Origin of the sequence: Sulfurospirillum arsenophilum NBRC 109478 (assembly GCF_000813345.1) — a bacterium.
In the GTDB taxonomy this organism is placed as follows: Bacteria; Campylobacterota; Campylobacteria; order Campylobacterales; family Sulfurospirillaceae; genus Sulfurospirillum; species Sulfurospirillum arsenophilum.
Map to the genome: position 1 here is coordinate 74,999 of NZ_BBQF01000005.1, position 25,015 is coordinate 100,013.

Here is a 25,015-nt window from a genome sequence, read left to right on the forward strand (position 1 = left end):
ATTTTGAAGAATTATAGCGCATTATTAAAAGTCTATTGGTATCGCAATGCCTCAATAGGCTCAAGATTGGCTGCTTTTCGCGCTGGGTAAAACCCAAAAAATACGCCAACACCTGTTGCAACTAAGAAAGAGATGATAATGGAATTTTGCGTAATCACCACGCTAATGGGAAAAAAGTGCGCTACAGTATACGCCCCACCCACACCCACACACACCCCAATAAAACAACCGATGATGGAAATCATCAACGCTTCAAGTAAAAATTGCAATAAAATATGATTTTGCTTCGCACCAATCGCGATACGAATACCAATCTCACGTGTACGCTCCGTAACAGAAACCAGCATGATGTTCATAATGCCAATGCCACCCACCAAGAGCGAAATGGACGCAATGGCTGCGAGCATCAACGACATGGCTTTGGTTGTTTCTTCTGCTGTATTGGCAAGGGCTGTGAGGTTGCGAATCGTAAAGTCATCATCGGCACTATCGCGCAGTTTATGACGCTGGCGAAGAAGCTGTGTCATCTCTTTTTCTGCCTTATCCATCGTATCTTCTGAGCGCCCTTGCACCATTATAAATCGTACCGTACCTTTAAACTGACTACCAAAAAGCTTCGTTTGTGCGGTGGTGATCGGAACCATCGCAGTATCGTCTTGATCTCTACCATCTAAGCTTTGCCCTTTTTTGGCAAGTACACCCACCACAATATAAGGGCTATTTTTGATACGAATGGTTTTACCTACAGGCTCTTCATCCCCAAAAAGATTTTGCGCAACTGTTTTACCCAAAACAACCACTCTGGTCGCACCTCTTACATCCGAATCCATAAAAGGGTACCCACTTTCAAGCGACCAATCACGTACCTGAAAGAAGGATGGCGTTGTCCCTGTCACTTGCGTGTTCCAGTTTGCTGACTGATAGACCATTTGTGATGAGCCTGAAGAGACGGGAGCTGTTGCTGAAATGCTATCGATCTCTTCTATTGCCGTTGCATCACCAATTGTCAATGTCTGCACGGCACCACTTCCGATGCGAACCCCGCCAGAGGTCATAGAACCAGCCAAAACAATAAAAAGGTTACTTCCCATCGAAGCGATCGACTCTTTAACTTTTGCTTGCGTTCCAGCCCCTATGGAAGACATCAAAATAACCGCACCGACACCAATGACCATACCCAACATCGTTAAAAAGGTACGAAGCCTATTGGCTCCCATTGCACTCCACGCTTCTGCAAGCATTATAAAAGTCATTGTGCCATCTCCATTCGCGCGGTTGGTCCATCGTGTTGGATCTTTCCATCGACAAAATTCACCAGTCGTTTGGCATACGCAGCAATGTCAGGTTCATGTGTGACCAACACAACCGTAATGCCCTCTTTTTCATTAAGATCACTAAAAAGTTGCATGATCTCTTGACTCGTTTTCGTGTCAAGATTTCCTGTTGGTTCATCTGCTAAAATGAGTTTGGGTTTATTGACAAGGGCACGAGCGATGGCAACGCGTTGTTGCTGACCGCCTGAGATATGCGTAGGAAGGTAGGTTCCAAAGGCTTCCAAGCCAACGCTTTTAAGCATCTCTTTTGCTCTCTCTTTTCGTTCAGCAGAGCTTATCCCCGCATAAACTAAAGGAAGGGCTACATTATCAATCAAACTTTTGCGTGGTAACAGATTGAAACCTTGAAATACAAAGCCAATGATGTGATTGCGAAGCGTTGCGAGATCATTTTTGCTCAAAGAGGTTGTATTGGTTTGATTTAAAAAGTATTCTCCTGAGGTTGCTTTATCAAGACAACCTAGGATATTCATAAAGGTTGATTTACCTGAACCTGAAGGTCCCATAATCGCTACAAATTCGCCACTGTTTATGGTTATATCAACCCCTTTAAGCACACACACTTCACCCGCATCGGTGTAATAATTTTTTGTTAAGTGCGTGATTTTGATGACTTCGCTCATTAGAACGGTCTTCCCATTGGGCTACCTGCTGTACTTGCTTTTGCAGTAGCTTTTGTCTCTTCAAGGATGATTTTATCCCCTACTTTAAGAGTATCGGTAATGACCTCTGTAAACCGATTATCGGTAATGCCCGTAGCTACTTTAACCGCTTTTGGCACACCATTTTCAAACACATACAAGACGCCCATATTGGGTTCTCTTTTCTCTTTTTTAGCTCTCATGCCATTTTGTTGTTTTTGAGCTTCAGAAACCTCTTTTGTGACATTTTCCGTTGGTTTGTAACGAAGTGCGGCATTTGGGACAACCAAAGTCTCTTTCTTCTCTGCAATAATGACATTGACATACGCTGTCATACCAGGGGCTAAGATTTCATCAGGATTTTGAAGTGTCACAACGACATCATAGGTTACGACATTCGAAACCGTGGTAGCATTCAGCCTGACTTGTTTAACAACGCCACTAAACGAGACATTAGGAAACGCATCAACCGAGAAGTTGACATTCTGCCCTACTTTGATGCGCCCGATGTCTGCTTCTGCAAAGTTGGAATCGATCTGCATCTCTCTAAGATCTTGCGCAATTTTAAAAAGTACCGGTGCTTGTAAGCTTGCCGCAACCGTTTGTCCTACGTCGATCTGGCGATCCACTACGACACCTGAAACGGGGGAGCGAATAATCGTATAGCCTTGATTGGTACGATCTTTTTGAGACTGCGCGCGGGCTAAATCAAGAGCGGCACGTGCCGCTTTAAGCGCTTGTACAGAAGAGTCCAAATCTTGTTTGGAAATGTACTCTTTAGCAAATAACTCCCGAGCCCGTTTTTCGTTTGCCACAGCAAGCTCTAAAGAGGCTTCAGCACTTTTCACATTCGCGGCACTTTGCGCTGCTTGGGCATCTAAAAGAGCAGGATCAAGCTCCGCTAAAATCTGTCCCTCTTTCACTCTATCGTTAAAATCCACATAGAGTTTAATGACTTTACCTGAAACTTGTGTACCTACCGTTACCAAGACTAAAGGGTTAAGTGTGCCATTTGCGGCGACACTTTGAGTGATGTCACCCAGCTCCAACGTATGAAATTTATACTTTGCTTCAAGCGGTGGTTTTGTATAGATTTCCCAAGCCTTGTATCCGCCAAAACCTACGGCTATGAGGACGATCAAAATGGTAAATTTATGTAAAAGTATTTTTGTTACAAAGTTCATGGTTGTCCTTTTATCGTTGAAAAGTCAAGTGAGCCCATCGCTTTCGCAAGGCTTGCTTTGGTTATATACCAGTTATACAATGACTGGATGTGTTGTTGTTTGGCACTCGCAAGTGCGCTCTGAGCAGTTAAAAGATCGAGTATGGTTCCCACCCCTGCTTTGTACCTGCCAAGGGAGAGATCGTAGGAAGCTTGCGCACTGGCTACAAGGTCACTACTTGTACGTGTGGCTTGGGTTTCACTCACCAAAGTCTGATAGGTTTTATACACTTCCAAACTTGCATCTTGGGTGAGTTTTTCATACTCCGCTTCGTTGATTTTAAGCTGTTGCTGTGCGGCTTGAACTTTATACTTGGTATTAAACCCCGTAAAAATGGGAATACTGACATAAAGCCCAATGCTAGACGTTCTCTGCGATGTGTTAAAAACCGTATCGGTATGTCCTGACGTTGCAGAGAGTGAAAAAGTTGGCATGTGGTCTGCTTTGGCCGCTTTGACATTGGCTTCTGCAGCTTTGATCTTAGCACTAGCAGCCATAAGATCGGGGCGAAGTCTTTGCGCCTCTTCCATCAGTGCTCTTATGTTTTTCTCGAATGTATCGCTGGGAATGGCAAGCAGAGGATTTTGCAACCCAATCGTCGTATCTGGCATCATGCCCAAAACGCTTGCAAGTTCTCCTTGCGCACTTTTGACACTGCCCTCAGCTTGGATGCGGTTTAACATCGCTTGTGAATAGGCTGTTTGGGCTTGCAGAGTATCGGCAGGTGTTGCAGCTCCCACGTTGTAGCGTGTCTTTGCCGCATTGAGACTTTCCAGAGCAGAGCGTTCAGCCTCACGACTGGCTTCCAGTGAGGCGTTAGAGCCAAAAAGTGTGTAGTAGGCTTGAATGGCGGAGAGAAAAACACTCTGAATCGTACCATTTTCGGAGAAAAGCGCAACGTCTAAAAGTGCTCGTGCATTGTCATACGTTGCATCGCGCTTGCCAAAATCATAGAGCAAATACGAAAGCGTTACGCCTATGTTTTCTTGGTTGCCACTTTTGGTTTCACTACTTTCACTTCTTAACACGGAACCTGTGGCACTCAGTGTTGGCAAATACGCCGAACGACTCACACCCACTTGTGCCGCCTGATAAAGCGATGTTTGCCACGCAATCTTCGTTTGCGGGTTGTTACACAGTGCCGCCATAACTACATCAGAAAGTCCTAAAGACTTCGTAAGATCGGTCGTTGTGCATGTTACAAATGTTGCTTGCTGTTTTGGTAAAAGAGACTTTGTATCCAATGGGTCAAACTCTTCTGCTACAAGCACACTTATCATGCCAAGAACCATACACCCCATGAACCTCAAACGCATCGGTATCCTTACTTTTTTAGTGTGTTAATATTAGCATTAATTTGTTAACATTTTTTTACATGTAATGCTTTGGTTGTACTTTCGATGTATACTTTTACAAAGTATTGGTATTTTTTTCAAAAGGAGTCCATCATGGCTACATCCTATTCTCTGGTTTCCATCTCTCTTCCTACTCCCTTTGCCAAACATGAGATCGAAACACTGCTGGATTGCTCGTTTAAAAAAGGAATTGAGAAAGCATTTTTTATGCAATACCGAGATACGTTTTTAGTCTACACTCAGTTCAATGTCCTCACCTTCATCAACTGGGAAAAAGAAGCTATCCACAAAGCACTCTTGAAACTGGGAATTAATAATGCTGACTCTTTTGAACAACACACCATTTTTCAAGACTACCCTATTCTCATTGAGCCTGATTTAGAAGTTACATGTAAAGTGAGCAATGAGCAGATCATCCTCAAAGAACCTCTTTCGCTTTACCTCATCATCATCGCACTGGTGATCTCGCAAAGCGTGGGGTTGGAAAAGTATGAGCAAGACTTAGACGTACATTTTGCCAAAAGCCAACAACTGCTTGATTTGACGCAAAGTTATTCACTGCTCAAACGCTCTAAACTTATCGAATTTGCACGTAATTTAACCGCCATTCAGCATGGTATGGTGAGTGATCTGTTTTTACTGGATAAACCGAACATTTTGTGGGACAACGAAGAAGCAGAGAAACTCTATAATAGACTTTCATCCATCCTAGAACTCAAAGATCGCTTCGAGATTGTCGAGCATAAACTCACCAACCTCAAAGATGACATCAGTATGGCGCTGGATATGTTCAACCACAAGCACAGCGAATTTCTAGAGTGGATCATCATCGGTCTCATTGGCTTTGAAATCGTAATGGGACTCATCGAATTTTTTAAACATTAAATTAATGTTCTGCAACCAACTTTTTCACGAGTTTTCGAACGATTGGTACAACCGTTAACACTGCTGGAAAAGCAACAACATAGGCACGCCAAAATGCACCGAACCACTGGAAGAAAAAGGCTTCACTAAAGCCCATATTGATGAGCGTGATGACAAACGACATCAACAATGTCATAAACAACGACATAAAAAAGGCAAACGTTATAAACTCATACTTCTTTGAAATCAAACTTCTCTCCTAAAATGCGCACTTCTCTTTGAGGATACGGAATGCTAATATTGTTTACATGTAAAGCAGTGTAAAGCGCTAAATTTACATCATACTGTGTCTTAAAATAGCTCTTGGTTGGAACCCAATAGCGAAGCCCAAGCTCGATGGAACTATCTCCAAATTTTGCGATACCCACAACGGGTTTATGCTCTTTGGAAACGTCTTTAAAACTCGATAACACCTCTTTGATGAGCGCTATCGCCTTAGCGGGGTCTTCCTCATACGCCACACCAATGCCAGACTCCACAACACGCACATCAAACGAGTTTACCAGCACGTCACCGATCATCTTTTTATTGGGAATGGTGATGAGCTCTTCATCTTCATTGCGAAGTACGGTGTAGGAGAGTTTTATCTCTTCCACCACCCCGTAAAAACCGCTAATGGAAAGTGTATCGCCGACTTTAAACGGGCGAGAGATGATGAGCAAAACACCCGCGGCGTAGTTGGAAACACTGCCTTGAAGTGCCAAACCAGCCGTCAGAGAAACCGCACCGATGGCGGCAACAAACGGAGCGATGGAAATGCCAATTTTCCCAAGTGCTATAACGATCATCGCGGCAAAAACAAGCATTTTAACAACACTTGCGACAAACTTAGCAAGCGTACTGTCAAAATGATTGCGCTCAAACAGACGCATCAAAAGCGCATACACATACTTCGCCGCAAACCACCCAATAATAACGATAATAAGCGCACCCAAAAGCTGAAAACTGTAATGGGTCAAAAACTCAATTACAACCGTGTAAAACTTCTGAAGCGTTTGCAGTTCTTTGTCCATCGTCTACTCCTTAGGAGATTTTTCACATTATAACAAAGCTTACATGTAAATTATTTTTTAATCGAATACGCACTCTCTTTTGTCCCCGCATAAAAAACGACAATTTCGACGGGCTCATCGCCCTCATTCACACCATAATGCCACTTGTCCACCACTTCAATGAGCGCATCGCCCGCTTTGAGCTGTAGCACTTTGTTCTCATCGGTCACCACTTTGAGTGAGCCCTTGACCATGTACCCCGCATTGATGATAGGATGCTTATGAAGTGGAAGCTCCATGTGAGCAGGAATGATGATCTTCAAAACCGAAATCTCAGGCGTCTCTTTGGGGTATGAGGGCATTGCCGAGCCATCCCAACTCTTGTCTGACTTGGCAAGGGTTACGGACTCAACGTTTCCAGCTGCAAAACCATAGCTCATACAAAGAAGAAAAAAGCACAGTAATTTTTTCATAATCGACCTTTTGATGGAGTTTTATTAAATTATTTTTTGTCTAAATAGGAGTGTATTTCTTGTTCAATTTTTTTAATTGCATCTTTGATCCTTATGGACAAAGAATCATCTTCTTCTAAAGATACCCAAATATCTTGTTCAATTTTTTCTTTAAAATTGCGATCTGACTCAAAAGTTACATTTCCAGAGTACTTGTTCCTTATATATGCTTCAAAAGATATATTTAACTGCCTGTAACAAATTCTTAATTCTTGAGTATATTCTTTTATTTTACTTCCCCATAATGCTTCTGCTTCCAACGCACGTATATCAAAATCCTGCGTGGCATCAAATACTTGCTTCATTCTATTGGAATATATAAAAGCGTAGGCATCACCTTCTTTTTCAGAATTCTTATTGAAAGAATCATAACCTTTTGGAAATTCATGAGCGGGGATAAAAGGAGAACGAGCATATTTTAATTCATCCCTCACTTTATAAGTCGCCTTGATAAGTGCATGGGCTGTATCAAAATCTATTTTACCTCTTAGTTCTTTTTTCCATTTATTCAGTCCAGTATAAGCAACCCATGCTGTAATACCAGCAGCTATTGATAGTGTGATATCTTTAACAATTCCAATATATACACCAATATCCATGAACTATCCTTTTTAATTATAATAATACTATTTTAACTAGCTTTACATATAAATAAAACATTTCGATGATTCTTTGCTACAATAACTAAAACAAGGAGGCCTTATGACAAAATTTTTACTACTTTGCCTTTCAGCCTTTTATCTTTACGCTGCGTCTTCGAGTGAGACGCTCTTTAACGGTAACTGTGTTACGTGTCACACACCCAGCGATGCAGCCGCGGCACCAACGTCAGTAGAGATGCAAAAGACCTACAAAAAAGCTTTTGCGACCAAAGAGAAGTTTGTGGAGTTTATGGCAACGTGGGTGGGAAAACCAGACGCTAAAACAGCACTTATGCCTGAAGCCGTTACAAAGTATGGGGTGATGCCTGAACTTGGTTTGGATCAAGCAACGCTTAAAGAGATCGCTTCGTTCCTCTACGATGCGCCACTGGGCAAATGAAACACTACATCCTCTTCTACAGCTGTCTTATAGAAGCTTCTGTGGAAGAGGTGTGTGCCTTTCATACCGACACACAGAACCTTCCACTTATTACGCCACCTTCTATTGATGTAAAGATCGTTTCACAGGGCAATAATACTGTCGTGCTCGACATCAAAAAGTTTGGGATTACGACACGTTGGGAAATGGCACTGGAAATTAACTGCCCTCAAAGCATTGTCGATGTGATGATCAAAGGTCCTTTTGCCTCTTTTCGGCATGAAAGACACTTTAGAGCGGAAGGTGAAAATTGCACACGCATGGAAGAGACGATCACCCTAGCACCACCGATTTTCTTCTTTCAATCCCTCATTTTTAAATTCATCAAAAAAGATATGGACGCAATGTTTGCCTACCGTCATCAGATGACACAAGCGCATTTTCGTTTTGAGAATGAAGCTAAAAAGCTCTAACTACTTCGCCTCACTTCTTTTTACATGTAAAGATTTTTCAACCTCAATGACGACGTAAACGATGAAGCTAGAACCTAACGTGATCGCCCACTCCACTGCCCCTAAAGGCGCGCTTTTAAAGAGCTGATTCATAAAGGGTGCATAGACGAAAAGAAGTTGTAAAGTAGTGACTAGAACAGTACCGCCAAGCAATAAAGGGTTGCTAAAAAAGCCTATTTGAAACATTGAGTAGCGCAAAGAGCGGCAATTAAAAAGATAAAACATCTCACCAAAAACAAAGATGTTAACCACCAAAGTCCGTGCTACCTCTTCGCTCATCCCTAAGGCTTGAACATAGAAGAATGCGCTAAAGGCACTCAGTGCCAACAAAATGCCAACGAGTGCCACTTTAAATAAAAGCCGTCCCGTTAGGATAGGCTCTGCTGAGTTGCGAGGAGCGCGCTCCATGATGTTTTTCTCTTTAGGCTCGTAAGCGAGCATGATGCCGAGCACGCTGTCCGTTACCATGTTGATCCAAAGTATCTGCAAAGGAAGTATCGGCAGTGTAATGCCTGCAAGAATGGCAAAGATAACCGCAAGACCTTCGCCCATATTGGAAGGGAGTATCCACGTGATGAACTTGATGATGTTGTCATACACCACACGCCCTTTTTCAATGGCATCTTCAAGTGTGGTAAAGTTATCATCGGTGAGAATCATATCGGCGGACTCTTTGGCAACCTCGGTTCCTGCAATGCCCATCGCTATGCCGATGTTGGCTTGACGAAGTGCTGGTGCGTCATTGACCCCATCGCCTGTCATCGCAACAACATGAGAGAGTGACTGAAGCACTTTAACAAGCCGTAGTTTTTGTTCAGGCGCAATGCGCGCAAAAACACTTACGCGCTCTATCAATGAGGCAAGCTCACTATCACTCAATGCTTCAAGTTCTTTACCTGTCAAAACAGCGGTTTTATCATCGGTTTTCAGCCCAATAGAATGCGCAATAGAAAGTGCCGTCATACGGTGATCTCCCGTAATCATCTTAACCGCAATGCCCGCATGGTAACAACTTTGAATCGCTTTGATAACACCGATCCGCGGTGGGTCTATCATTCCTTGTAAGCCTAAAAAGATCAACCCCTTTTGAAAATGATGATGCCCTAAGGTATCAATCTTTTCTTGGAGATACACTTTGGCAAAGGCTAAAACACGAAGTCCTTGGCTTGCCATCGCTTCAGCAGAAGCTTCTATTTTAGCTCTATCTATGGACACGAAAGAGCCTTGTTCGTCCATATAAAGGTCGCATCGCTCAACGATTCTTTCCACTGAGCCTTTAAGATAAGCAAGGTTCGATTCCTCCCCAATGATGCGGTAACCTGACGCCATGTACTGATGTTCTGACTCAAAAGAGAGCGTATCAACGTGTTCAAAATCTTGAAGCAAGAGCTCTTCTCTAAGACCCGCTTTCTTAGCCGAGACGATGAGTGCACCCTCCGTTGGGTCACCCTCAATGGCATAAACACCCTCCACTTTGACATGACGTGCAGTATTACACAGCACACCAGCAACCAACGTCTCATAAAGCGCAGTTCCTTTTGTGGGAATCATCGGCACTTTTGCCTCAAATATCTCCCCTTTAGGATCATACCCATTACCACTGAGGAGGTACGTTTTACCTGCTGCCATCATTTCGGTAACGGTCATAGCATTTTGCGTGAGTGTGCCTGTTTTATCCGTGCAGATGACGGTGGTACTTCCCAGTGTTTCAACTGCAGGGAGCTTTCGGATAATGGCATTTTTGCTCGCCATTTTCACAACGCCAATCGCTAAAATAATGGTCATCGCCGCAGGCAATCCCTCAGGAATGACACCCACCGCCATAGCGACCGAAGCCATAAAGGTTATGACAAGCTCTTCGCCACGCATCACACCGATGATAAACGTCACGCCTGCCATGCCTAAAATACCGTACAAAAGGCGTTTTGAGAAAAAAGCCAACTTTTGCGTTAACGGCGTTTGAAGCACATCGGCATTGGAGATCATCGTATTGATTTTGCCAAGCTCGCTCTCATCGCCCACACTGACTACCACGCCAATGCCTTGCCCGTAGGTCACAAGGGTGGAAGAAAAAAGCATATTTGTCTGATCTGCCAAAGCGGTATCTGCACTTTGCACTCCCACAAGCTTCTCCACTGAAATGGATTCGCCTGTGAGCAAAGACTCATCAATTTTAAGCTCTTTGGCGTGTAAAAGTTTTATGTCAGCGGGGATTTTATCGCCCGAGTAGAGCAGTACGATGTCCCCAACAACGATGTGTGAAGACTCCAACAGAAGTTTCTCTCCGCTTCGCAGTACCATCACACTGCTGTGACTCAGTTTTGAAAGTGCTTCGATGGCTTTGATGGCTTTGTTTTCTTGCCAAAAACCGATGATGGCATTGATGATAACGACGGCTAAGATAACCCATGTATCCATCCACTCTTCCATAAGCGCCATAATGAGACAGGCTAAAAGAAGGATGTAAACAAGGGGTTGGTGAAACTGAAGTAAAAAGAGTTTTAACAGCGATTCTTTATCTTTTTGACTTAGAACATTTGCACCATACTGTGTACGTCTAGTGCCTATTTCATCGGCATTTAAGCCTTTATGTTCGTTTACATGTAAAGCATCTAAAACCTCTTGCGATGTTTTAGTATGCCAGTTTACATGTTCTTGATGCATCTGTTTTTGGCTTATTCGATGTAGTAGCTGTTTTTGATGAGTTCGTAGTTTTTACATCCGACCTCTTCACCAAGCTCACATGCTCGCTTAAAAAGTTTGACGGCTCGCTCTTCTCTTTGTGCAACACCTTGACCCGTGTAATACATACTTCCTAAACGCACGCAGTCCTGCGCACCTCCTGCATCACAACTGTTTTGGTAATAGACGACTGCATATTCATAGTTGCCATCTTGTTCATATAAAAGACCCAAATGGGAGCAACTACTTTGGAGTCCTCCACTACACGCACGGTCATAATAATCGACTGCTTTTTGCATGTTTTCACTGCCACCTTTGCCATTTTCATAAAACATCGCTAAACTCTCGCAAGCGGAAGCATCGCCGTTAACACAGGCTCGCTCGTACAACTCAGCCGCTTTAGCATAGTTCGTCCCTGCATGTCCGTTTTCGTACATATACCCAAGACTTGAACATCCCTTCGCAACGCCTAATGTACACGACTGGTTGTAAAGCTCTTTGGCTTTGCTAAAACTTTGCCTCACACCATCGCCCACATGGTACATAGCACCTAACTCTAAACATGCCACACCATTGTTGTGATCGCACTCATTTTGAAGCTCACTCTCACGTGCAAAATCCAATGCAAACAGCGCAGTAGTTGCGAATAGTGCCACGATTAAAAAGAGTTTGTTCATACTCTTCTCCTTGCCTTCATTTTGATTATTATATTACAATACTCTCATGAAGACGACAAAAACAACGATGACAGGCTATAAGGAAGCACCTTTTGTGCAAATTCGCCAAACCTTGCAAAGTGAACGAGCCTACGAGTCGCATGCTCACCCTACCCTTTCCATCGGCTTTATGATGGAAGGAAAGACCTGTTTTCAAACGCCTCAAGGTGCATTTTTTTTAGAACAAGGCGCTCTTGCCATCATCCCGCCACACACGCAACATTCGTGCAATCCTATCAAAGAGAGCAAACGCAGTTACGTTATGGTATATCTTGATGCTGACTTTTGCGCACGTATTCAAGCACGGCATTTTAAAGAAGCGAGCACGCTTTTGCCACTCACATCACCCTTGATTTTTCACAAAGAGTTATTTGAAGCATTTACGCATATTATCAAGGCATTTATAAAAGAGTATTCACCTTTACATGTAAAGGCATTGGAATCGTGGTTGGAAACATTTTTTTGGCTCTATACGAAACGTTGCGTCATCAAAGAAACAGAGGAAACGCTTCACAATGTGGCGCGCTTTTTGGAAAGTCGCATCGATGAGACGCTCAGTCTGAGCGATCTTGCCAAACGCTTTGGACTCAACTCATTTGTACTCGCACGCCATTTCAAACAAGCCTATGGTTGCACACCCAAACACTACGCGCTGGATCTACGCATCGACCACGCGAAAAAATTGCTCCAAGTTGGTACCTCGCTTGCCTTATGTGCTCAATACTGCGGTTTTGTAGACCAAAGCCACTTCCACCGCTTTTTTAAGCGCCACACTGCTCTCACGCCCAAAGAGTACCAAGTCAATTTTGTACAATAACTTTTTTTCCATTTCCTTTATGCTTCCATGCAAAAAGGAGTTACATGTTTGGCTTAGAGTTTTTTACCCTCACGTCCATCTACTTTTTAGCACTTCTCAGCCCTGGTCAAGACTTTTTTCTTATCATCAAGCACGCCTTAACACATGGGTATCAAAAAGCGTGGTGGAGTTGTTTAGGCATTGCCAGCGGAAACGCGCTTTACATCATTTTGGCATACATGGGACATGAATATTTGAGCCACTATCCACTAATCGTTTCTTTCATCGAAATGGGTGGAGCACTTTTTTTACTTTACCTTGGTTTTTTACTGCTTTTTGCACCCAAACCGCATCTTGAAAATGCTTTACATGTAAAAAGCAAAATGGCGTTTAAACTCTTTGTTCAAGGACTTTTATCGGCGCTGCTCAATCCTAAAAATATTCTCTTTTACTTCTCGCTTCTTTTTACGATCATCAAGCCTGAAACTGTTTTACATGTAAAGATTTTTTACGCCATGTGGATGGTAGGAATGTTGCTGGTATGGGATATGGTTGTGGCACTTATTTTTGGCAACAAAAGAGCGTTAAGACTTTTTCCTTATCTTTTCGTTGTGCAAAAAGTTGTAGGAATAGGTCTCATTGGTTTTAGTTTCAAGCTTGCCCTAGCTTGGTTTCAGTAACGCCAAATAAGTTTTGAAGTATCAAAGCCTAGTGCTGTAGCCAAATGAAGAATATGGTCGATGTCGTCTTGTGCCATTTCACCAGTGCGAGAGAGTATCCAAAAGTACTCTTGACTTGGCTCACTGATCACGGCATAACGGTAATCTTCGGCTAAATCTATAATCCAATAGTTACCGTAAAATGGCCAAAAGAAGCTTACTTTGAGTTTGGCATTGCTTTTTTCATCGACAATGTAAGCACGTCCATTTGCCTCTTTGGTACGGTTTTCAGCTTGAAGACGGCACCGGTTAACAACGCCGATCATTCCATCTTCACGCAAGGTGTAAAACGCTTCAACGTCACTGCAACCGCGCTCAAAACGATGATCAAACCGTGCTATTTCGTACCAACGCCCAAGATAACGCGTTAAATCTACGGATGAAACCGTTGGAAGCTCTGTAGCATAACCCAAAAGTGCGCTCAAACAGAGTAAAATCCATTTTTTCATTTTCTTCCTTGCCTAAAAACAGTGTGGTTCCATTGTAATGAAAAAGGATTAAAAAGTTTACATGTAAAGTAATTAGCTTTTACTTTTTAAAAACATTGCAAGTTCTGAGTCTATGTTGCGAATATGCAAATCAAGGCGTTCCCCAACACCATTTTTGATGTAGTTTTTGGCAAACAGCGTATTGCCTTGCATCGCCATTGCTAAAAACTGGCTCATCTCTCCCAGAATTTTTTGATGCTCTTCAAAATGTTCCATGAAACCTTGAAAGTTAAGCTCTTTCATGATGCGTTCTTCATTGGCAAAATGCTCTTTGGTGTGGTGGATGAGTGCGCTAAAGGAGTCTGTGAAATGGGTGTAGTCAAAAGAGCTGAGCAGCTCGTCACACTCGGTATGGTATGCGTCAAGTTCGGGGCAGTTCAGGTTGAGCATCGTTCACTCCTTTTTGGAACAGTATAACTTGTTTCGCCAAAAAGGAGTGGTAAGGTCATGCTTACTTTTTGAGCTTTCCACCTTTGCCGAAAGGTTTGAAAAAGACCACCAAGAAAGGCGAGAAAAGAAGGTCTGAGACAATAGCCGTCACCAAAACGATGACCGTTAAAAGTCCAAAAATCAGTGTTGGAATAAAGTTGGACGTTACCATGACCAAGAAGCCTACAATGGTTGCAAGCGAGTAGTAGAACATACCAAAAGCAATCGTACCATGCGCCCTGTGCATCGAAGCGATGTAATCTCCATCGATTTTCAGCTCTTCACGGAACCGGTAATAGTAGTGAATCGTATTGTCAACCGTAATACCAAGTGCGATAGAAGCGATCGTAATGCTCATCATATCAAGTGGAATGTTTGCAAAACCCATAATACCGAAGATGACGCTAATCGGAACCATGTTAACTGTCATCGCAAGAATGGCAATTTTAAGCGAACGGAATAAAAAGAGGAACATACCGCCCAAAGAGAGTACCGCAAGCCCAAGCGTCGAAATTTGCGATGAAAAAAGAGACTGGAGCATGTTGTTGTAAAGCACCATCATTCCTACCAGTCTATAGTTTTGTGGTTCAAGCCCCACTTCGCTCTCTAACCCTTTTTGAATGGTTTGAAGCAGTTCATTGCGTCTTAACTCTTTGTTCGAATCCACCACTCTAATCACAAAACGTGCTTCATCGTGCTCGATATTGACATACGGAGAAATCAAAATCTTTTTATACTCAGGCGAAAGTTCATTATACATCAGTGCTAATTCAAAGTTGTCAAAATCTTTTCCATCTTTGATGATACGACCAACTTTTGAGAGTGTTCCTAAAGAAGAGACGTTGCCCACTTCTGGTAGCGATTTAAGATAATCATGCACTTTGAGAATGGTCTGCATTTTTTGCTCGGTAAACCAATACTTCGCGTCGCTGTTCATTTCATCAAATTCATTTTCAAAACCATCTAAGGCAGGCGTAGTTGTTTCACTTTTTGCCTCGACTGGTGCGGCTTTAGGGAATTTAACAACAATCTCCAAAGGTGTTGTCCCACCAAGGTTATTGTCGATCTTTTTCATACCCTTATAAATTTCCGTACTTTGTTTAAAATAGTTGATAAAACTGTTCTCAACAACTAACTGTGAAGCACCTAAAATACTAAAGATTGCAAGAGAGACAACCACCCCAATAATGAGTTTACCATGGTGTTCAACGATTGTAGCAAAACTTTCATTGAGCGTAAAAGCCTTGTCAAACACTAAAATAGGTGCCTCTTTTTTAAAAAGCATCATCATCGCAGGGAAAAGAGTGTACGTTACCAGTAAAGAGATGGTAACACCGATGTTCATCATATTACCCAAATCAATAATTGGCAAGATATCACAGGTCATCAATGAACCAAATCCTGCAACAGAGGTTAAAATAACAAAAACTGAAGGAATGCTCATACGTTCAAATACAATTTCCAAAAGCTCTCGTTGTGAGACATCAGGGAAAAGGGTGTACTCTTCACGGTAACACACGATGAGATGTATGACCAAAGAGAGTGTCGTAATAAGCTGCATCGCGACATAGTTGGATGAAATAACCGTCACTTCGAGACCCAAAAGCGCATTGATACCTGTCGTAATGATAACCGCACTGATCGAAACAACGATTGGCAAGACCACAAAACGAATTTGCCTAAAAATAATCCATAAAATCACAACCATGATGACCAAAATTGCAACACCATAAATCTCAATGTCATTTTTAACAAAACTGATCATATCATCAGCCGCCATCATCACGCCACCTAAAAAGAGTTCACCTTCATTTTTATAAGGTTGCATAGCCGTTCTGACATTGTTGATGAGTTGATGTGTCTCGTCACGGGTGCTATCACGATACGCTTTAAACTCTTTTCTTGCCATATCGTATTGGAGTTTTTCTTCTTTACTCAGCTCTCGTTCTTGTTTTAAAAGAATGTATTGATTCCGAGCGCTCAAGAGTTCCGTGTATTTTGCGTCATCTTTGAGATTAACGACAATGGCCGTTGTTTTAAAATCACCACTGACAAGATTTTTTGAATACAAAGGGCTGGTGGTAAGTTCTTGTTGCACCAGTGATTTGTCAACACCTGCTGACTCTAGTGTTTGAACATTGCCTATCACCTCTTTAATAGGTTTAGGAGGACTTTGCAAAAGAGGAACATCTAAAATGGAAGTGATGCTCTCCACGCCGTTGATTTTAAGTAAAGATTCTTTGAGATTTCGAATGGTTGAAAGTGTAGCATCGGAGAGTAAGTCTGCTTTTGGGCTAAAAGAGATCACTAAATAATCAGGACTAATGTAGCGTCCATGTACTTCACGTGTGAGTTTTAAATCTTGGTCATTCTCCAACAAAAGTGTCTCAGCAGAAGCATCAATACTCAAATACTGTGCAAAATAGCCAAAAATGCCCGTTATAATCGTTACAGCAACGATCACTGCTTTAAAATGTTTGGTAATAAAATGGGTATACAGTTTTAACATTATGACTCAACTTTCGTTCAAAGATTTAGAGTATCTATAAAAACAACTCATTTTGAGATAATTATAAGGGGAAGTTAGGTTGTGGCGGACAGAGAGAGATTTGAACTCTCGGTCAGGTTACCCCGACGCATCCTTAGCAGGGATGTGGTTTCAGCCGCTCACCCATCTGTCCATTAAAAAGTAGAACGAAAGTATAGCAAAAGTAACTAATAAACGGCTTAAGAGCTTTCTCCTAAGCCGTTTATCGGTTAGATATACGCAGCATCATGCGATTTTAAAAGCTTTTCAAGCAGTTTTTGAAGCTTTTGCACACTGGCTTGATCTGTTTTTTTCGCCTCTTCAATCTTATCTTTAAGCATCACTACGAGCTTAACACCTTCTATAAAATGCATTGGGTACTCCTTTAGATCAGAAATATAATCTAAAAAAGCAAAATTTATTCCCCTGAAGGTATTGCACTGATTGGTTCAGGTTGAGGATGTTTAATGACGCCCTCATAAAAAACCGTACAATTTTCATCATTTTGTTTTGGAGTATTTGGGACTATTGCTTTTGACTTTGTTGAAAATGAAAGCACAACATTACTCAACGTTGTAATGGTTGAATCATCTACTTTTAACGAAGGATTCAAAAAGGTCCCACTAAATTTCTGCTCAAGAGTAGCACACCCTTTTGGGTTTAAAAGTGCTGTTTTAACATTGACCAACTTTTCATCAACAATATTTACAATACCCTTCATAGCAATTCTATTTTGAGCTGTACTCAGAGCAACATCCGTAAAATGAATTTCAGAATACCCCATATCCAGCTTTGTATTTGCTTCTTTAATGAGTGTTGTGCCACCTTTAAAAGCATTAATACCTGAAATTAAACTACCAAAATTGAAAGCGTGTGCATTTTGTTGTGCTGGATCAAGCAAGGAGGCAATTTTATCAAGATCATACCCCTTGAGTACTATCTCCTCTCCAAAAAGCTGTACAAAGCCATGGAGGGTACTTTTATCGCCTGCAAAGAATGAAAGTTTGAATTCGCCATTTGCATTGCCTTCAAGAAGGTCTTTATTCCAAAGTTCTTTGGAAAGGCTCGCTAGTTTTAAGCCTACAATTTTACTTTTTAGCGATATTTTTGGTTGTTTCCCACTCAGATCAAATTTACTACTTCCAAGAACGGGTGTATCAAAAAGAGTGTATTGAAGATTTTCACTGATCGCAATACCATCTTTCATTTCAAACGGCATCGAGATATCTCTTAGAGCATATTCACCGTAAGAAATTTTATCAATATGGGCATCTGCACTAAAAGCAAAACCTTGGAACTTCTGCTTTGAAAGATCACGACCGATATTATACGTATCAAGATTGATCTTCTCAAAAGTCAATTTATTGGTAGTACTATTGGTTTCGTTGTACGTTACATTTGCATTGCTAAACTTTATTTTTTTAACATCTTCAAACCATGTAACGTTACAATCTCTTTTTTCAACAGTAGCATTGCTCTCTTTACTTTTTTTATCGGCTATTTTTTGTTTCAAAGGAGCTAATTCATAATTGAACTTGCCCTCTTTGGATTTTTCGACCATAAGCGTAAGATTATCAACGCTCACATCTCTCACCTTAATCTCTTTTTTAAGAAGAGAGGCAACATTTAAAGCGACATCAAAGCTTCCAAGTTTTGCAAAAGGAGTTTCAGAACGATAGGATGGATTGGTAATTTCAATATCAGAAATACTCACACCCACAGGAGAAAGAGAAAGTGTTATATCACCACGGATGATAATCTCGTACCCTGTACTCTCTTTGAGTGCTTTATGAATGCGCGGCTTATATTCATTAAAATCAATAACTTTAATGAGTAAGAAAAATGTAACGATGATAAAGGCACACACTAACAAAACACTCAGCAATATCTTCCGAAACATTTTTCCCTCTCAGTCCCTAAATATTTTCAATAATTTTTTTGACGACTCCCAGTGGATCAGCACTATGATAAATGGGTCGTCCAACAACAATAAAATCAGATTTTTGTAATTTTGCTGTCTCTAAATCAGCCACACGTTCTTGGTCATTACTACTCTCGCCAAAAGGACGAATACCAGGAGTCAGTGTTAAAAAGGAAGACGCGGTATGTGCTTTAATATCTAAACTCTCATAAACAGAACAAACAACACCATGTAACCCACTCGCATGAGCATCTTTGGCAAAGTCTACTGCTTTTTGAGCAATAGAAGTATGGTAGATCGCTTCAAAAGAAGCGTTGTCAAAACTGGTGAGGGCGGTAACCGCTAAAACAATCGGTGGATTGGCATATGTATTGACACGATCCATGACCATACGCATTGCTTTAATGCCACTGGAAGCGTGAATATTGAACATATCCACCCCTAAGCTTACCATCGATTCAGCGGCATCTGCCATCGTGTTGGGAATGTCATGAATTTTGAGATCTAAAAAGATTTTGAAATTGGGGTTGATCGACTTCATCTCACGCAAAAGCGATTCTCCATCTCGGATGAAAGAGCGAAGTCCTACTTTAAGCCAGACATCCTCGCTTTTAAGCTTTTGAATCAGCGCTAAATTTTCACTTTTGCTTGGCAGATCAAGAGCAACACAGAGCTTCATCTATTTTGTTTCTCCATCTTTACAAATCGCATCAAGAACACCATTGATAAACTTAGGGCTTGTTTCGTTACACAGCTTCTTTGCAAGCTCAATTGCTTCGTTGATAACCACTGCATTATCGAGTTCTGAATATAAAATCTCATAACCACCCAGTCTTAAAATAGCACGCTCAAGCATACCAATTTCACTAAGGTTCCACTCTTTAAGATGAAGATTGATCGCCTCATCAATAATGGTTAAATGCTCTTTTACACCGCGGTAAAGTCCAAGGGCAAACTCTTTTTGTTGATTACGAATTTTTTTCTCTTCAAAAAGCTCGTCAATAAATTTTTCAATACCTGCATTACCAATATCTTCTGCGTACAAAAGGGTGATAATGCTCTCTCTTGCTTGATGTCGTGTTGCCAAAGCGTTTCCTTATAGATGTTTGTAAAGACTAATGAGTTCGATTAACCCTGTCATTGATTCAAAGCCTTTATTGCCGGCTTTACTTCCTGCACGCTCAATCGCTTGCTCAATATTATCGGTAGTCAAAACACCAAAAGTAACTGGTTTTTGATATTTAAGGGCTGTGTTTGCAACACCTTTGGTTGCTTCTGCTGCAACGTAGTCAAAATGAGGTGTACTTCCACGAATAATCGCACCGACACAACAAACAGCGTCATATTTGCCACTGCTTAGAATTTTATCGAGTGCTAAAGGGATTTCATACGCACCTGGCACTAAGATAAGATCAAGATTTTTTTCATCGCCACCATGACGAATAAACGCATCTTTCGCACCTTCTACCAAACGATCCGTAATAATATGGTTAAATCGGCTATTAATAATTGCTACTTTTTCTTTACCAGTAAGAGCGAGTTTTCCTTCGATAATATTCATAATTTTCCTTTTTTACTTTTCCTTATAATACACTATTTTTCGTTACACTTTGATTAGAAGCGATTCATGGACTATTTAAAAATGCCCAGTGGCTTACCAATCGGTAAAAATGACTTTCCAAAATGTTTGTTAAGAAGGATGGCTCCTGAGCCGTACAAGGAAAGAAGTGCGATGCCTAATTCTGCATACGCGGCTAATGTATGAGCGCTATGAAACCAGCCAAAAACATCTCCAACAAGTCCCAAAAAGAGAAGGTCAATCAGAACAAAAATCGCAAGTAAAACCTTGTTTGTTTCTACCGCACCAATGGTCATAAAAAGCGTGAAAATGAGATACCCAATGAATGCAAAACCAAGCTGTTTGCCATCGGCTTGTGAGAGAAGAACGTCACCCAAAAGACCCATCTTAATCATCCAAGAAAACGCCACGCCAAACCAAAAAAACGCATACGCACCAAAGGCAGTTGCTCCAAACGTATTATTGTGTTTAAAGTCAAAAAAACAGGCAATAAGCTGAACAAACGCTCCCAAAAAAATAGCCCAAGGCAAGATGAGAGAAAGACCTACTGTCAGACCCAACTTTTGGGATGAAGCGACAAGTGTCACCATAGCCAAACCAAAAAGCCCTAATGGCGTTGGGTCAGCAACAATATTTTTAATGTGTTGAACTTCTTGCGTCACGATACACTCTCCCTTATAAAAAACTAAAGAGAGAATTGTAATCTAACGTTCTAATAATCGTGTGACAATTTACTTTTTCTTCCACACGCTTACATGTAAAGATTTAACCACTTCTTTTCGAGCACTTTCATGGATACTCAAACGCATTTCCACAGGCTTTACATGTAAATCAAAGAAAGGCGATAAATGCTCATTTAACGCATCAAATGTACTGTATTTTTCGCCATTTTTCTTAATGCCGCCGAGCCATTTAGCACGAGGCGTTTTGACTTCATCCCAGTCATAGGCACTTGCGATGACTAAAAATCCTTGAGGATTTAAACGCTCTTTGATCTTCTCTAAAAAGAGTGCCGGATCGTACAATGTATCGAGCACATCGTTGGCTAAAATAAGGTCGTATCCATCAAAATAAGGCTTCATATTGTGAGGATCAGCCTGCCAAAATTCGACTTTTTGGCGGCTTGGATCAATTTCAAAATCGCTCAAATTTTTCTCGATAAAAAGTGCCAACTCGCCCTCTTCTTTAAGGGCATATTTGAGCTTACCACTCTCTTTAAAATTGGTCGCCAGTCTGACAACGCGCGCGGTGAATTCAATGCCATGAACCATTGCAAAATGACGTGCAAGCGAAAATGTCCCTCGCCCTACCCCACAACCAATTTCAAGTGCTTTGTTTTTTGTACCACCCAGAGCGATACAAAACTCAGCCATTGTTTCATAGTAGTTGTTCTCTTTTTTACCAAAGTGTGCATCACAAATTTTAGCAAGTGCAAAATCTGTCTCATAAAAAACCGAGTTGGTTTCTACAGGCTCGTCTGACTCGATATAGCGAAACCCTGCATGTTGGTAAAAATGACGACGAAATGCGTAACGAGAAGCTCTTATAATCTCATTGCCCGTGCTAATCCACGAACCCCCTTTGATGATGTTATGTCTGTCATCAAACGTTGGGACTGAAAAATCATCGTACAGCGGATGAACAGCGAAGCCATCAAACCCATTCATCGGCGTTTCACTCCACTGCCACACATTGCCGATAACATCGTAAAAATCGCCAAAAGCAAAGGTATCTACAGGCACGGAAGAGGCAAAATATTCTAGGTTAATATTGGCAGGTGCTTTATCCCAAAAAGGCTCTTCAACTTTTACATGTAAATCACGTAAAACATACCACTCTTCTTCACTGGGGAGGCGAATCGATTTACCCGTTTTCTTACTTTTCCAGTTGCAAAATGCTTTGGCTTCAAGGTAATTAATCTCAACAGGCCAACTCCATGGCATGGCTATCTCTTCAGCCATTAGGCGAAGTTTATAGCTTGAGCCATCTTTGCGCCAAAACAGAGGCATCGTGGCATTTTTGTACTGTTTCCATTTCCAACCCTCTTCATTCCAGAAAGCTTCATTTTCATAACCAGCATCTTCCATAAAGCCCAAAAACTCGGCGTTAGAAACAAGGTATTTGGACGCTTTGAAGTCTTTGACCTCTTTTACATGTAAACCGTATTCGTTATCCCAACCGTACAGCGCATCGTCTTTTTTCTTTTCCAAACGAAGCGTGCTTCCTTTTACATGCAATAATTGATTTTCCACAACAGGAGTATCGAGAGGGCAGACTTTCCAAAAATCGCTCGGCTTCACGCGCTCAAGTGGCAATTGGCGAATCAGAACAGAGGAAGTTTCAAGATGAATGCGCTCATGCTCAATGCCCATCATAATCGCCCAAAAAGGGCTCTCCCATGAAATGGGCATTGTAAGAGGTAAGGTATCAATGAGATCTAAGATTTTCGTTTTAACAGCGTCACGATAAACACGAATTTCAGCAATTCTAGGCCATTTATAATGAGATTGATTCAAATCGTCCCAACTCATTTCATCCACACCAATCGCAAAAATAGACTCGAATGTCGGATTGATGCGCTTATCAATCAACTTGGCAAGAACCAGTTTATTGATAAAAAAGGTCGCCGTATGACCAAAATAAAAGACAAGCGGATGACGTAGAGGATCTGCCGTGAGGTAGTAACTCTCTTCGTCCTTCATCAGCTCAAAGAGCTTCTCATACACCGTGTAAGTTTTTAGAAAATACTCTCTGATCTCCGCTCTTTTTTGCTCCGCTGTTCCCACGTTGAGAAGAATGTTGCGTGTTGGGATAAGTTGCATCTTATGCCTTTAAACTGTCTTGAATCGCTTTAATATCTTTGATTGCTAAGCCTAAATCTTCTAAGTCAAGCATATTTGGGCCATCGCAAAGTGCTTCGCATGGATTAAAATGGGTTTCAAAGAAGAAACCATCCACGCCTACAGCTGCTGCTGAGCGCGAAAGTGGACGTACAAATTCACGTTTTCCACCACTTTTACCACCCTCAGTTCCAGGCATTTGCACCGAATGTGTTGCATCAAAAACGACGGGTGCAAACTCACGCATGATGACAAAGCTACGTGCATCCACGACCAAATTACCGTATCCGAATGTACTGCCTCGCTCCGTCAACCATACGCCCGCTTTTTTAGCCGCTTCATGGCCCTCTTCTTTGACACCTCTGGTATCAAGTACTTTCTTGACCGAATAGCGCATATCAGCAGGATTTAAAAACTGCCCTTTTTTGATATTAACAACGCATTTTGTCTGTGCGGCTGCAACTAAAAGGTCGGTTTGACGACACAAAAAGGCTGGGATTTGAAGCACGTCAACCACTTCACCAACAGGTTTTGCTTGGGTGTAGTCGTGAATGTCAGTTAAAAGCTTATAACCAAACTGCGTTCTCACCTCATCCAAAAGCTTCAAACCCTCATCCATACCAGGACCTCTAAAACTATCGATACTGGTACGATTGGCTTTATCAAAACTGCTTTTAAAATAAAAATCTATTGTTTTATCTTCATGATAACTTACTAATTTCTCTGCAACCCTAAAGAGGCTGTCTCTACTTTCAATGACACATGGTCCAGCGATTAAAATCACTCTTTCTCCTTTGCTACGATAATTCCACTAAGAACGACTAAGAGTATACCAAATAGTCCAATAAAATCAGGTAAACCATCTCCTAATATTACGCCAATAATCAGTGAAAAGAAGATAATCGAATACCCAGCCGCACCTACAACACCCGCTCTGGTCGTGGCAAACGCTTTCGTCATATAGACCTGACCAATCGCACCCGAAAAGCCCATAAGAACAATATAAAGCCACTGAATACCTTGTGGCAGAATAAAATGCCCCAGCATAAAATCAAACATCGGTGTATGAAAAAACTCACTCAAAAGCATGAACAACGCAGGAAAAATCGTCCCTGTACAGACAAATGCTAATACGATAACCCTTGTATCATACACTTTGTTAAGCTCTCTTACACTCGTATAAGCTAACGCGGCGCCAAGACCACTAAAAAGACCAAAAAGATCGGTTTTGGAAAGCATTAAACCGTTTGGTTTCATGACCAAAACAATCCCTAAGAAGCCTATAAAAACAGCTAACCACGCTTTCCAGCTAATCTGCTCTTTCAAAAAGAAAAAAGCCAAAATAGCGGTAAAAATAGGAGCGGTTCGTGAAAAAGTAATGGCATCGGCAAGGGGAATATGGGCAATATTGTAGAAAAAAACTAACATGGAAGCGAAACCAATGAGGGCTCGAAAAAGCAACAACCAAGGCTTTCCACCCGCTTGTTTGATAGGAAGCTTGAAAATGCTTAGAGCAACAAAGAACATAGTAAGACCATTGCGAAAAAAGACAACTTCGACTGAATCCATATCTTGACTCAGCACCTTAGCAAAAGCCCCATCAAACGCAAAACTAAACGAGGAGATCAGCATAAACAAGACGCCCTTGTTAATACTGCCTATAAACTCTCTCACAATGACTCCATTCAACGCCGTAAATACGTAATCTTAATCAATTCTGTGTTAAAATCCGTTGATATTTTGAGCATGACTTGGAAGAACCGATGAATTTTCAGTCATGCTTAAACGACACGTTGAGTGCGATT

The 25,015-nt window shown here is 41.5% G+C and carries 27 protein-coding genes and 1 tRNA gene; 5 read left to right on the plus strand and 23 right to left on the minus strand.

Annotated elements, in window-relative coordinates:
* Positions 1–32: 32 nt before the first annotated feature.
* The 4 genes from SAR02S_RS12215 to SAR02S_RS12230 are packed head-to-tail and all read right to left on the minus strand — an operon-like array spanning position 33 to position 4,514.
* Positions 33–1,253: an ABC transporter permease gene (locus SAR02S_RS12215; RefSeq protein WP_041960134.1), complete on the minus strand. Its 1,221-nt coding sequence runs from the start codon at positions 1,251–1,253 to the stop codon at positions 33–35.
* Positions 1,250–1,957, minus strand: a complete 708-nt coding sequence (locus SAR02S_RS12220) for an ABC transporter ATP-binding protein (protein ID WP_041960135.1) — start codon at positions 1,955–1,957, stop codon at positions 1,250–1,252. The genes SAR02S_RS12215 and SAR02S_RS12220 overlap by 4 nt, the downstream gene beginning before the upstream one ends.
* Complete coding sequence (locus SAR02S_RS12225; protein ID WP_041960137.1) at positions 1,957–3,159, minus strand: efflux RND transporter periplasmic adaptor subunit; 1,203 nt, start codon at positions 3,157–3,159, stop codon at positions 1,957–1,959. Before SAR02S_RS12225 ends, SAR02S_RS12220 begins: the two co-directional genes overlap by 1 nt.
* Positions 3,156–4,514, minus strand: coding sequence for a TolC family protein (locus tag SAR02S_RS12230; RefSeq protein WP_041960138.1), 1,359 nt, complete (start codon positions 4,512–4,514; stop codon positions 3,156–3,158). The genes SAR02S_RS12225 and SAR02S_RS12230 overlap by 4 nt, the downstream gene beginning before the upstream one ends.
* A 132-nt stretch (positions 4,515–4,646) precedes the next feature.
* On the opposite strand from SAR02S_RS12230, the gene SAR02S_RS12235 reads away from it, so the two are divergent.
* The gene (locus tag SAR02S_RS12235) at positions 4,647–5,438 is read left to right on the plus strand and encodes an RMD1 family protein (RefSeq protein WP_041960140.1); all 792 of its coding nucleotides are present in this window, start codon (positions 4,647–4,649) and stop codon (positions 5,436–5,438) included.
* Between the two features lies 1 nt (position 5,439).
* On the opposite strand, the gene SAR02S_RS12240 is transcribed toward SAR02S_RS12235, so the two are convergent.
* The 4 genes from SAR02S_RS12240 to SAR02S_RS12255 are packed head-to-tail and all read right to left on the minus strand — an operon-like array spanning position 5,440 to position 7,580.
* Positions 5,440–5,667: a DUF2798 domain-containing protein gene (locus tag SAR02S_RS12240; protein ID WP_041960142.1), complete on the minus strand. Its 228-nt coding sequence runs from the start codon at positions 5,665–5,667 to the stop codon at positions 5,440–5,442.
* Positions 5,648–6,490, minus strand: coding sequence for a mechanosensitive ion channel family protein (locus SAR02S_RS12245; protein ID WP_041960144.1), 843 nt, complete (start codon positions 6,488–6,490; stop codon positions 5,648–5,650). The genes SAR02S_RS12240 and SAR02S_RS12245 overlap by 20 nt, the downstream gene beginning before the upstream one ends.
* 50 nt (positions 6,491–6,540) lie before the next feature.
* Positions 6,541–6,942, minus strand: a complete 402-nt coding sequence (locus SAR02S_RS12250) for a cupin domain-containing protein (protein ID WP_041960146.1) — start codon at positions 6,940–6,942, stop codon at positions 6,541–6,543.
* A 29-nt stretch (positions 6,943–6,971) separates the two neighbouring features.
* Positions 6,972–7,580, minus strand: coding sequence for a hypothetical protein (locus tag SAR02S_RS12255; RefSeq protein ID WP_041960148.1), 609 nt, complete (start codon positions 7,578–7,580; stop codon positions 6,972–6,974).
* Between the two features lie 103 nt (positions 7,581–7,683).
* Between SAR02S_RS12255 and SAR02S_RS12260 the strand changes: the two genes are divergently transcribed.
* Complete coding sequence (locus tag SAR02S_RS12260; protein ID WP_041960150.1) at positions 7,684–8,022, plus strand: c-type cytochrome; 339 nt, start codon at positions 7,684–7,686, stop codon at positions 8,020–8,022.
* Complete coding sequence (locus SAR02S_RS12265) at positions 8,019–8,474, plus strand: SRPBCC family protein (protein WP_084218516.1); 456 nt, start codon at positions 8,019–8,021, stop codon at positions 8,472–8,474. The genes SAR02S_RS12260 and SAR02S_RS12265 overlap by 4 nt, the downstream gene beginning before the upstream one ends.
* Here the strand turns inward: SAR02S_RS12265 and SAR02S_RS12270 are convergent, their stop codons facing one another.
* Both SAR02S_RS12270 and SAR02S_RS12275 read right to left on the minus strand, forming a co-directional pair.
* On the minus strand, positions 8,475–11,177 hold the full coding sequence (locus SAR02S_RS12270) for a cation-translocating P-type ATPase (RefSeq protein ID WP_041960154.1): 2,703 nt from the start codon (positions 11,175–11,177) through the stop codon (positions 8,475–8,477).
* 11 nt (positions 11,178–11,188) lie between these two features.
* Entirely contained in the window at positions 11,189–11,872 is a 684-nt protein-coding gene (locus SAR02S_RS12275; protein ID WP_041960156.1) for a tetratricopeptide repeat protein, read from the minus strand.
* A gap of 46 nt (positions 11,873–11,918) precedes the next feature.
* Here SAR02S_RS12275 and SAR02S_RS13305 point away from each other — a divergent pair, with 46 nt between their 5' ends.
* Both SAR02S_RS13305 and SAR02S_RS12285 read left to right on the plus strand, forming a co-directional pair.
* A complete protein-coding gene (locus tag SAR02S_RS13305) occupies positions 11,919–12,728 on the plus strand; it encodes an AraC family transcriptional regulator (RefSeq protein ID WP_084218517.1) in 810 nt (269 codons plus the stop codon).
* Positions 12,729–12,772: 44 nt separating this feature from the next.
* The gene (locus SAR02S_RS12285) at positions 12,773–13,387 is read left to right on the plus strand and encodes a LysE family translocator (protein ID WP_041960158.1); all 615 of its coding nucleotides are present in this window, start codon (positions 12,773–12,775) and stop codon (positions 13,385–13,387) included.
* On the opposite strand, the gene SAR02S_RS12290 is transcribed toward SAR02S_RS12285, so the two are convergent.
* The 13 genes from SAR02S_RS12290 to SAR02S_RS12345 all read right to left on the minus strand — a co-directional run bounded on the left by SAR02S_RS12290 (position 13,381) and on the right by SAR02S_RS12345 (position 24,884).
* Positions 13,381–13,875, minus strand: coding sequence for a lipocalin family protein (locus SAR02S_RS12290; RefSeq protein ID WP_041960160.1), 495 nt, complete (start codon positions 13,873–13,875; stop codon positions 13,381–13,383). The two genes, SAR02S_RS12285 and SAR02S_RS12290, sit on opposite strands and share 7 nt — an antisense overlap.
* A 72-nt stretch (positions 13,876–13,947) precedes the next feature.
* The gene (locus SAR02S_RS12295) at positions 13,948–14,304 is read right to left on the minus strand and encodes a bacteriohemerythrin (protein ID WP_041960162.1); all 357 of its coding nucleotides are present in this window, start codon (positions 14,302–14,304) and stop codon (positions 13,948–13,950) included.
* Between the two features lie 61 nt (positions 14,305–14,365).
* The gene (locus SAR02S_RS12300) at positions 14,366–16,852 is read right to left on the minus strand and encodes an efflux RND transporter permease subunit (protein ID WP_041960164.1); all 2,487 of its coding nucleotides are present in this window, start codon (positions 16,850–16,852) and stop codon (positions 14,366–14,368) included.
* A gap of 82 nt (positions 16,853–16,934) precedes the next feature.
* Positions 16,935–17,024, minus strand: a tRNA-Ser gene (locus tag SAR02S_RS12305).
* A gap of 76 nt (positions 17,025–17,100) precedes the next feature.
* The gene (locus SAR02S_RS13510) at positions 17,101–17,244 is read right to left on the minus strand and encodes a hypothetical protein (RefSeq protein WP_198133109.1); all 144 of its coding nucleotides are present in this window, start codon (positions 17,242–17,244) and stop codon (positions 17,101–17,103) included.
* A gap of 44 nt (positions 17,245–17,288) precedes the next feature.
* The gene (locus tag SAR02S_RS12310) at positions 17,289–18,770 is read right to left on the minus strand and encodes an AsmA family protein (protein WP_041960166.1); all 1,482 of its coding nucleotides are present in this window, start codon (positions 18,768–18,770) and stop codon (positions 17,289–17,291) included.
* Between the two features lie 16 nt (positions 18,771–18,786).
* Positions 18,787–19,470 (minus strand): orotidine-5'-phosphate decarboxylase, encoded by a 684-nt coding sequence (gene pyrF / locus SAR02S_RS12315; protein WP_041960169.1) that lies wholly within the window; start codon positions 19,468–19,470, stop codon positions 18,787–18,789.
* The gene (nusB, locus tag SAR02S_RS12320; protein WP_041960170.1) at positions 19,471–19,878 is read right to left on the minus strand and encodes a transcription antitermination factor NusB; all 408 of its coding nucleotides are present in this window, start codon (positions 19,876–19,878) and stop codon (positions 19,471–19,473) included.
* A 9-nt stretch (positions 19,879–19,887) separates the two neighbouring features.
* Positions 19,888–20,352, minus strand: a complete 465-nt coding sequence (ribH, locus tag SAR02S_RS12325; protein WP_041960172.1) for a 6,7-dimethyl-8-ribityllumazine synthase — start codon at positions 20,350–20,352, stop codon at positions 19,888–19,890.
* A 71-nt stretch (positions 20,353–20,423) separates the two neighbouring features.
* Positions 20,424–21,032, minus strand: a complete 609-nt coding sequence (locus SAR02S_RS12330) for an acetate uptake transporter (RefSeq protein WP_041960173.1) — start codon at positions 21,030–21,032, stop codon at positions 20,424–20,426.
* 69 nt (positions 21,033–21,101) lie between these two features.
* Positions 21,102–23,192 (minus strand): 5-histidylcysteine sulfoxide synthase, encoded by a 2,091-nt coding sequence (ovoA, locus tag SAR02S_RS12335; RefSeq protein WP_041960175.1) that lies wholly within the window; start codon positions 23,190–23,192, stop codon positions 21,102–21,104.
* A gap of 1 nt (position 23,193) precedes the next feature.
* Positions 23,194–23,994, minus strand: coding sequence for a 3-deoxy-8-phosphooctulonate synthase (gene kdsA, locus SAR02S_RS12340; RefSeq protein WP_041960177.1), 801 nt, complete (start codon positions 23,992–23,994; stop codon positions 23,194–23,196).
* Positions 23,991–24,884 (minus strand): DMT family transporter, encoded by an 894-nt coding sequence (locus tag SAR02S_RS12345; RefSeq protein WP_269746301.1) that lies wholly within the window; start codon positions 24,882–24,884, stop codon positions 23,991–23,993. Before SAR02S_RS12345 ends, kdsA begins: the two co-directional genes overlap by 4 nt.
* Positions 24,885–25,015: the final 131 nt, after the last annotated feature.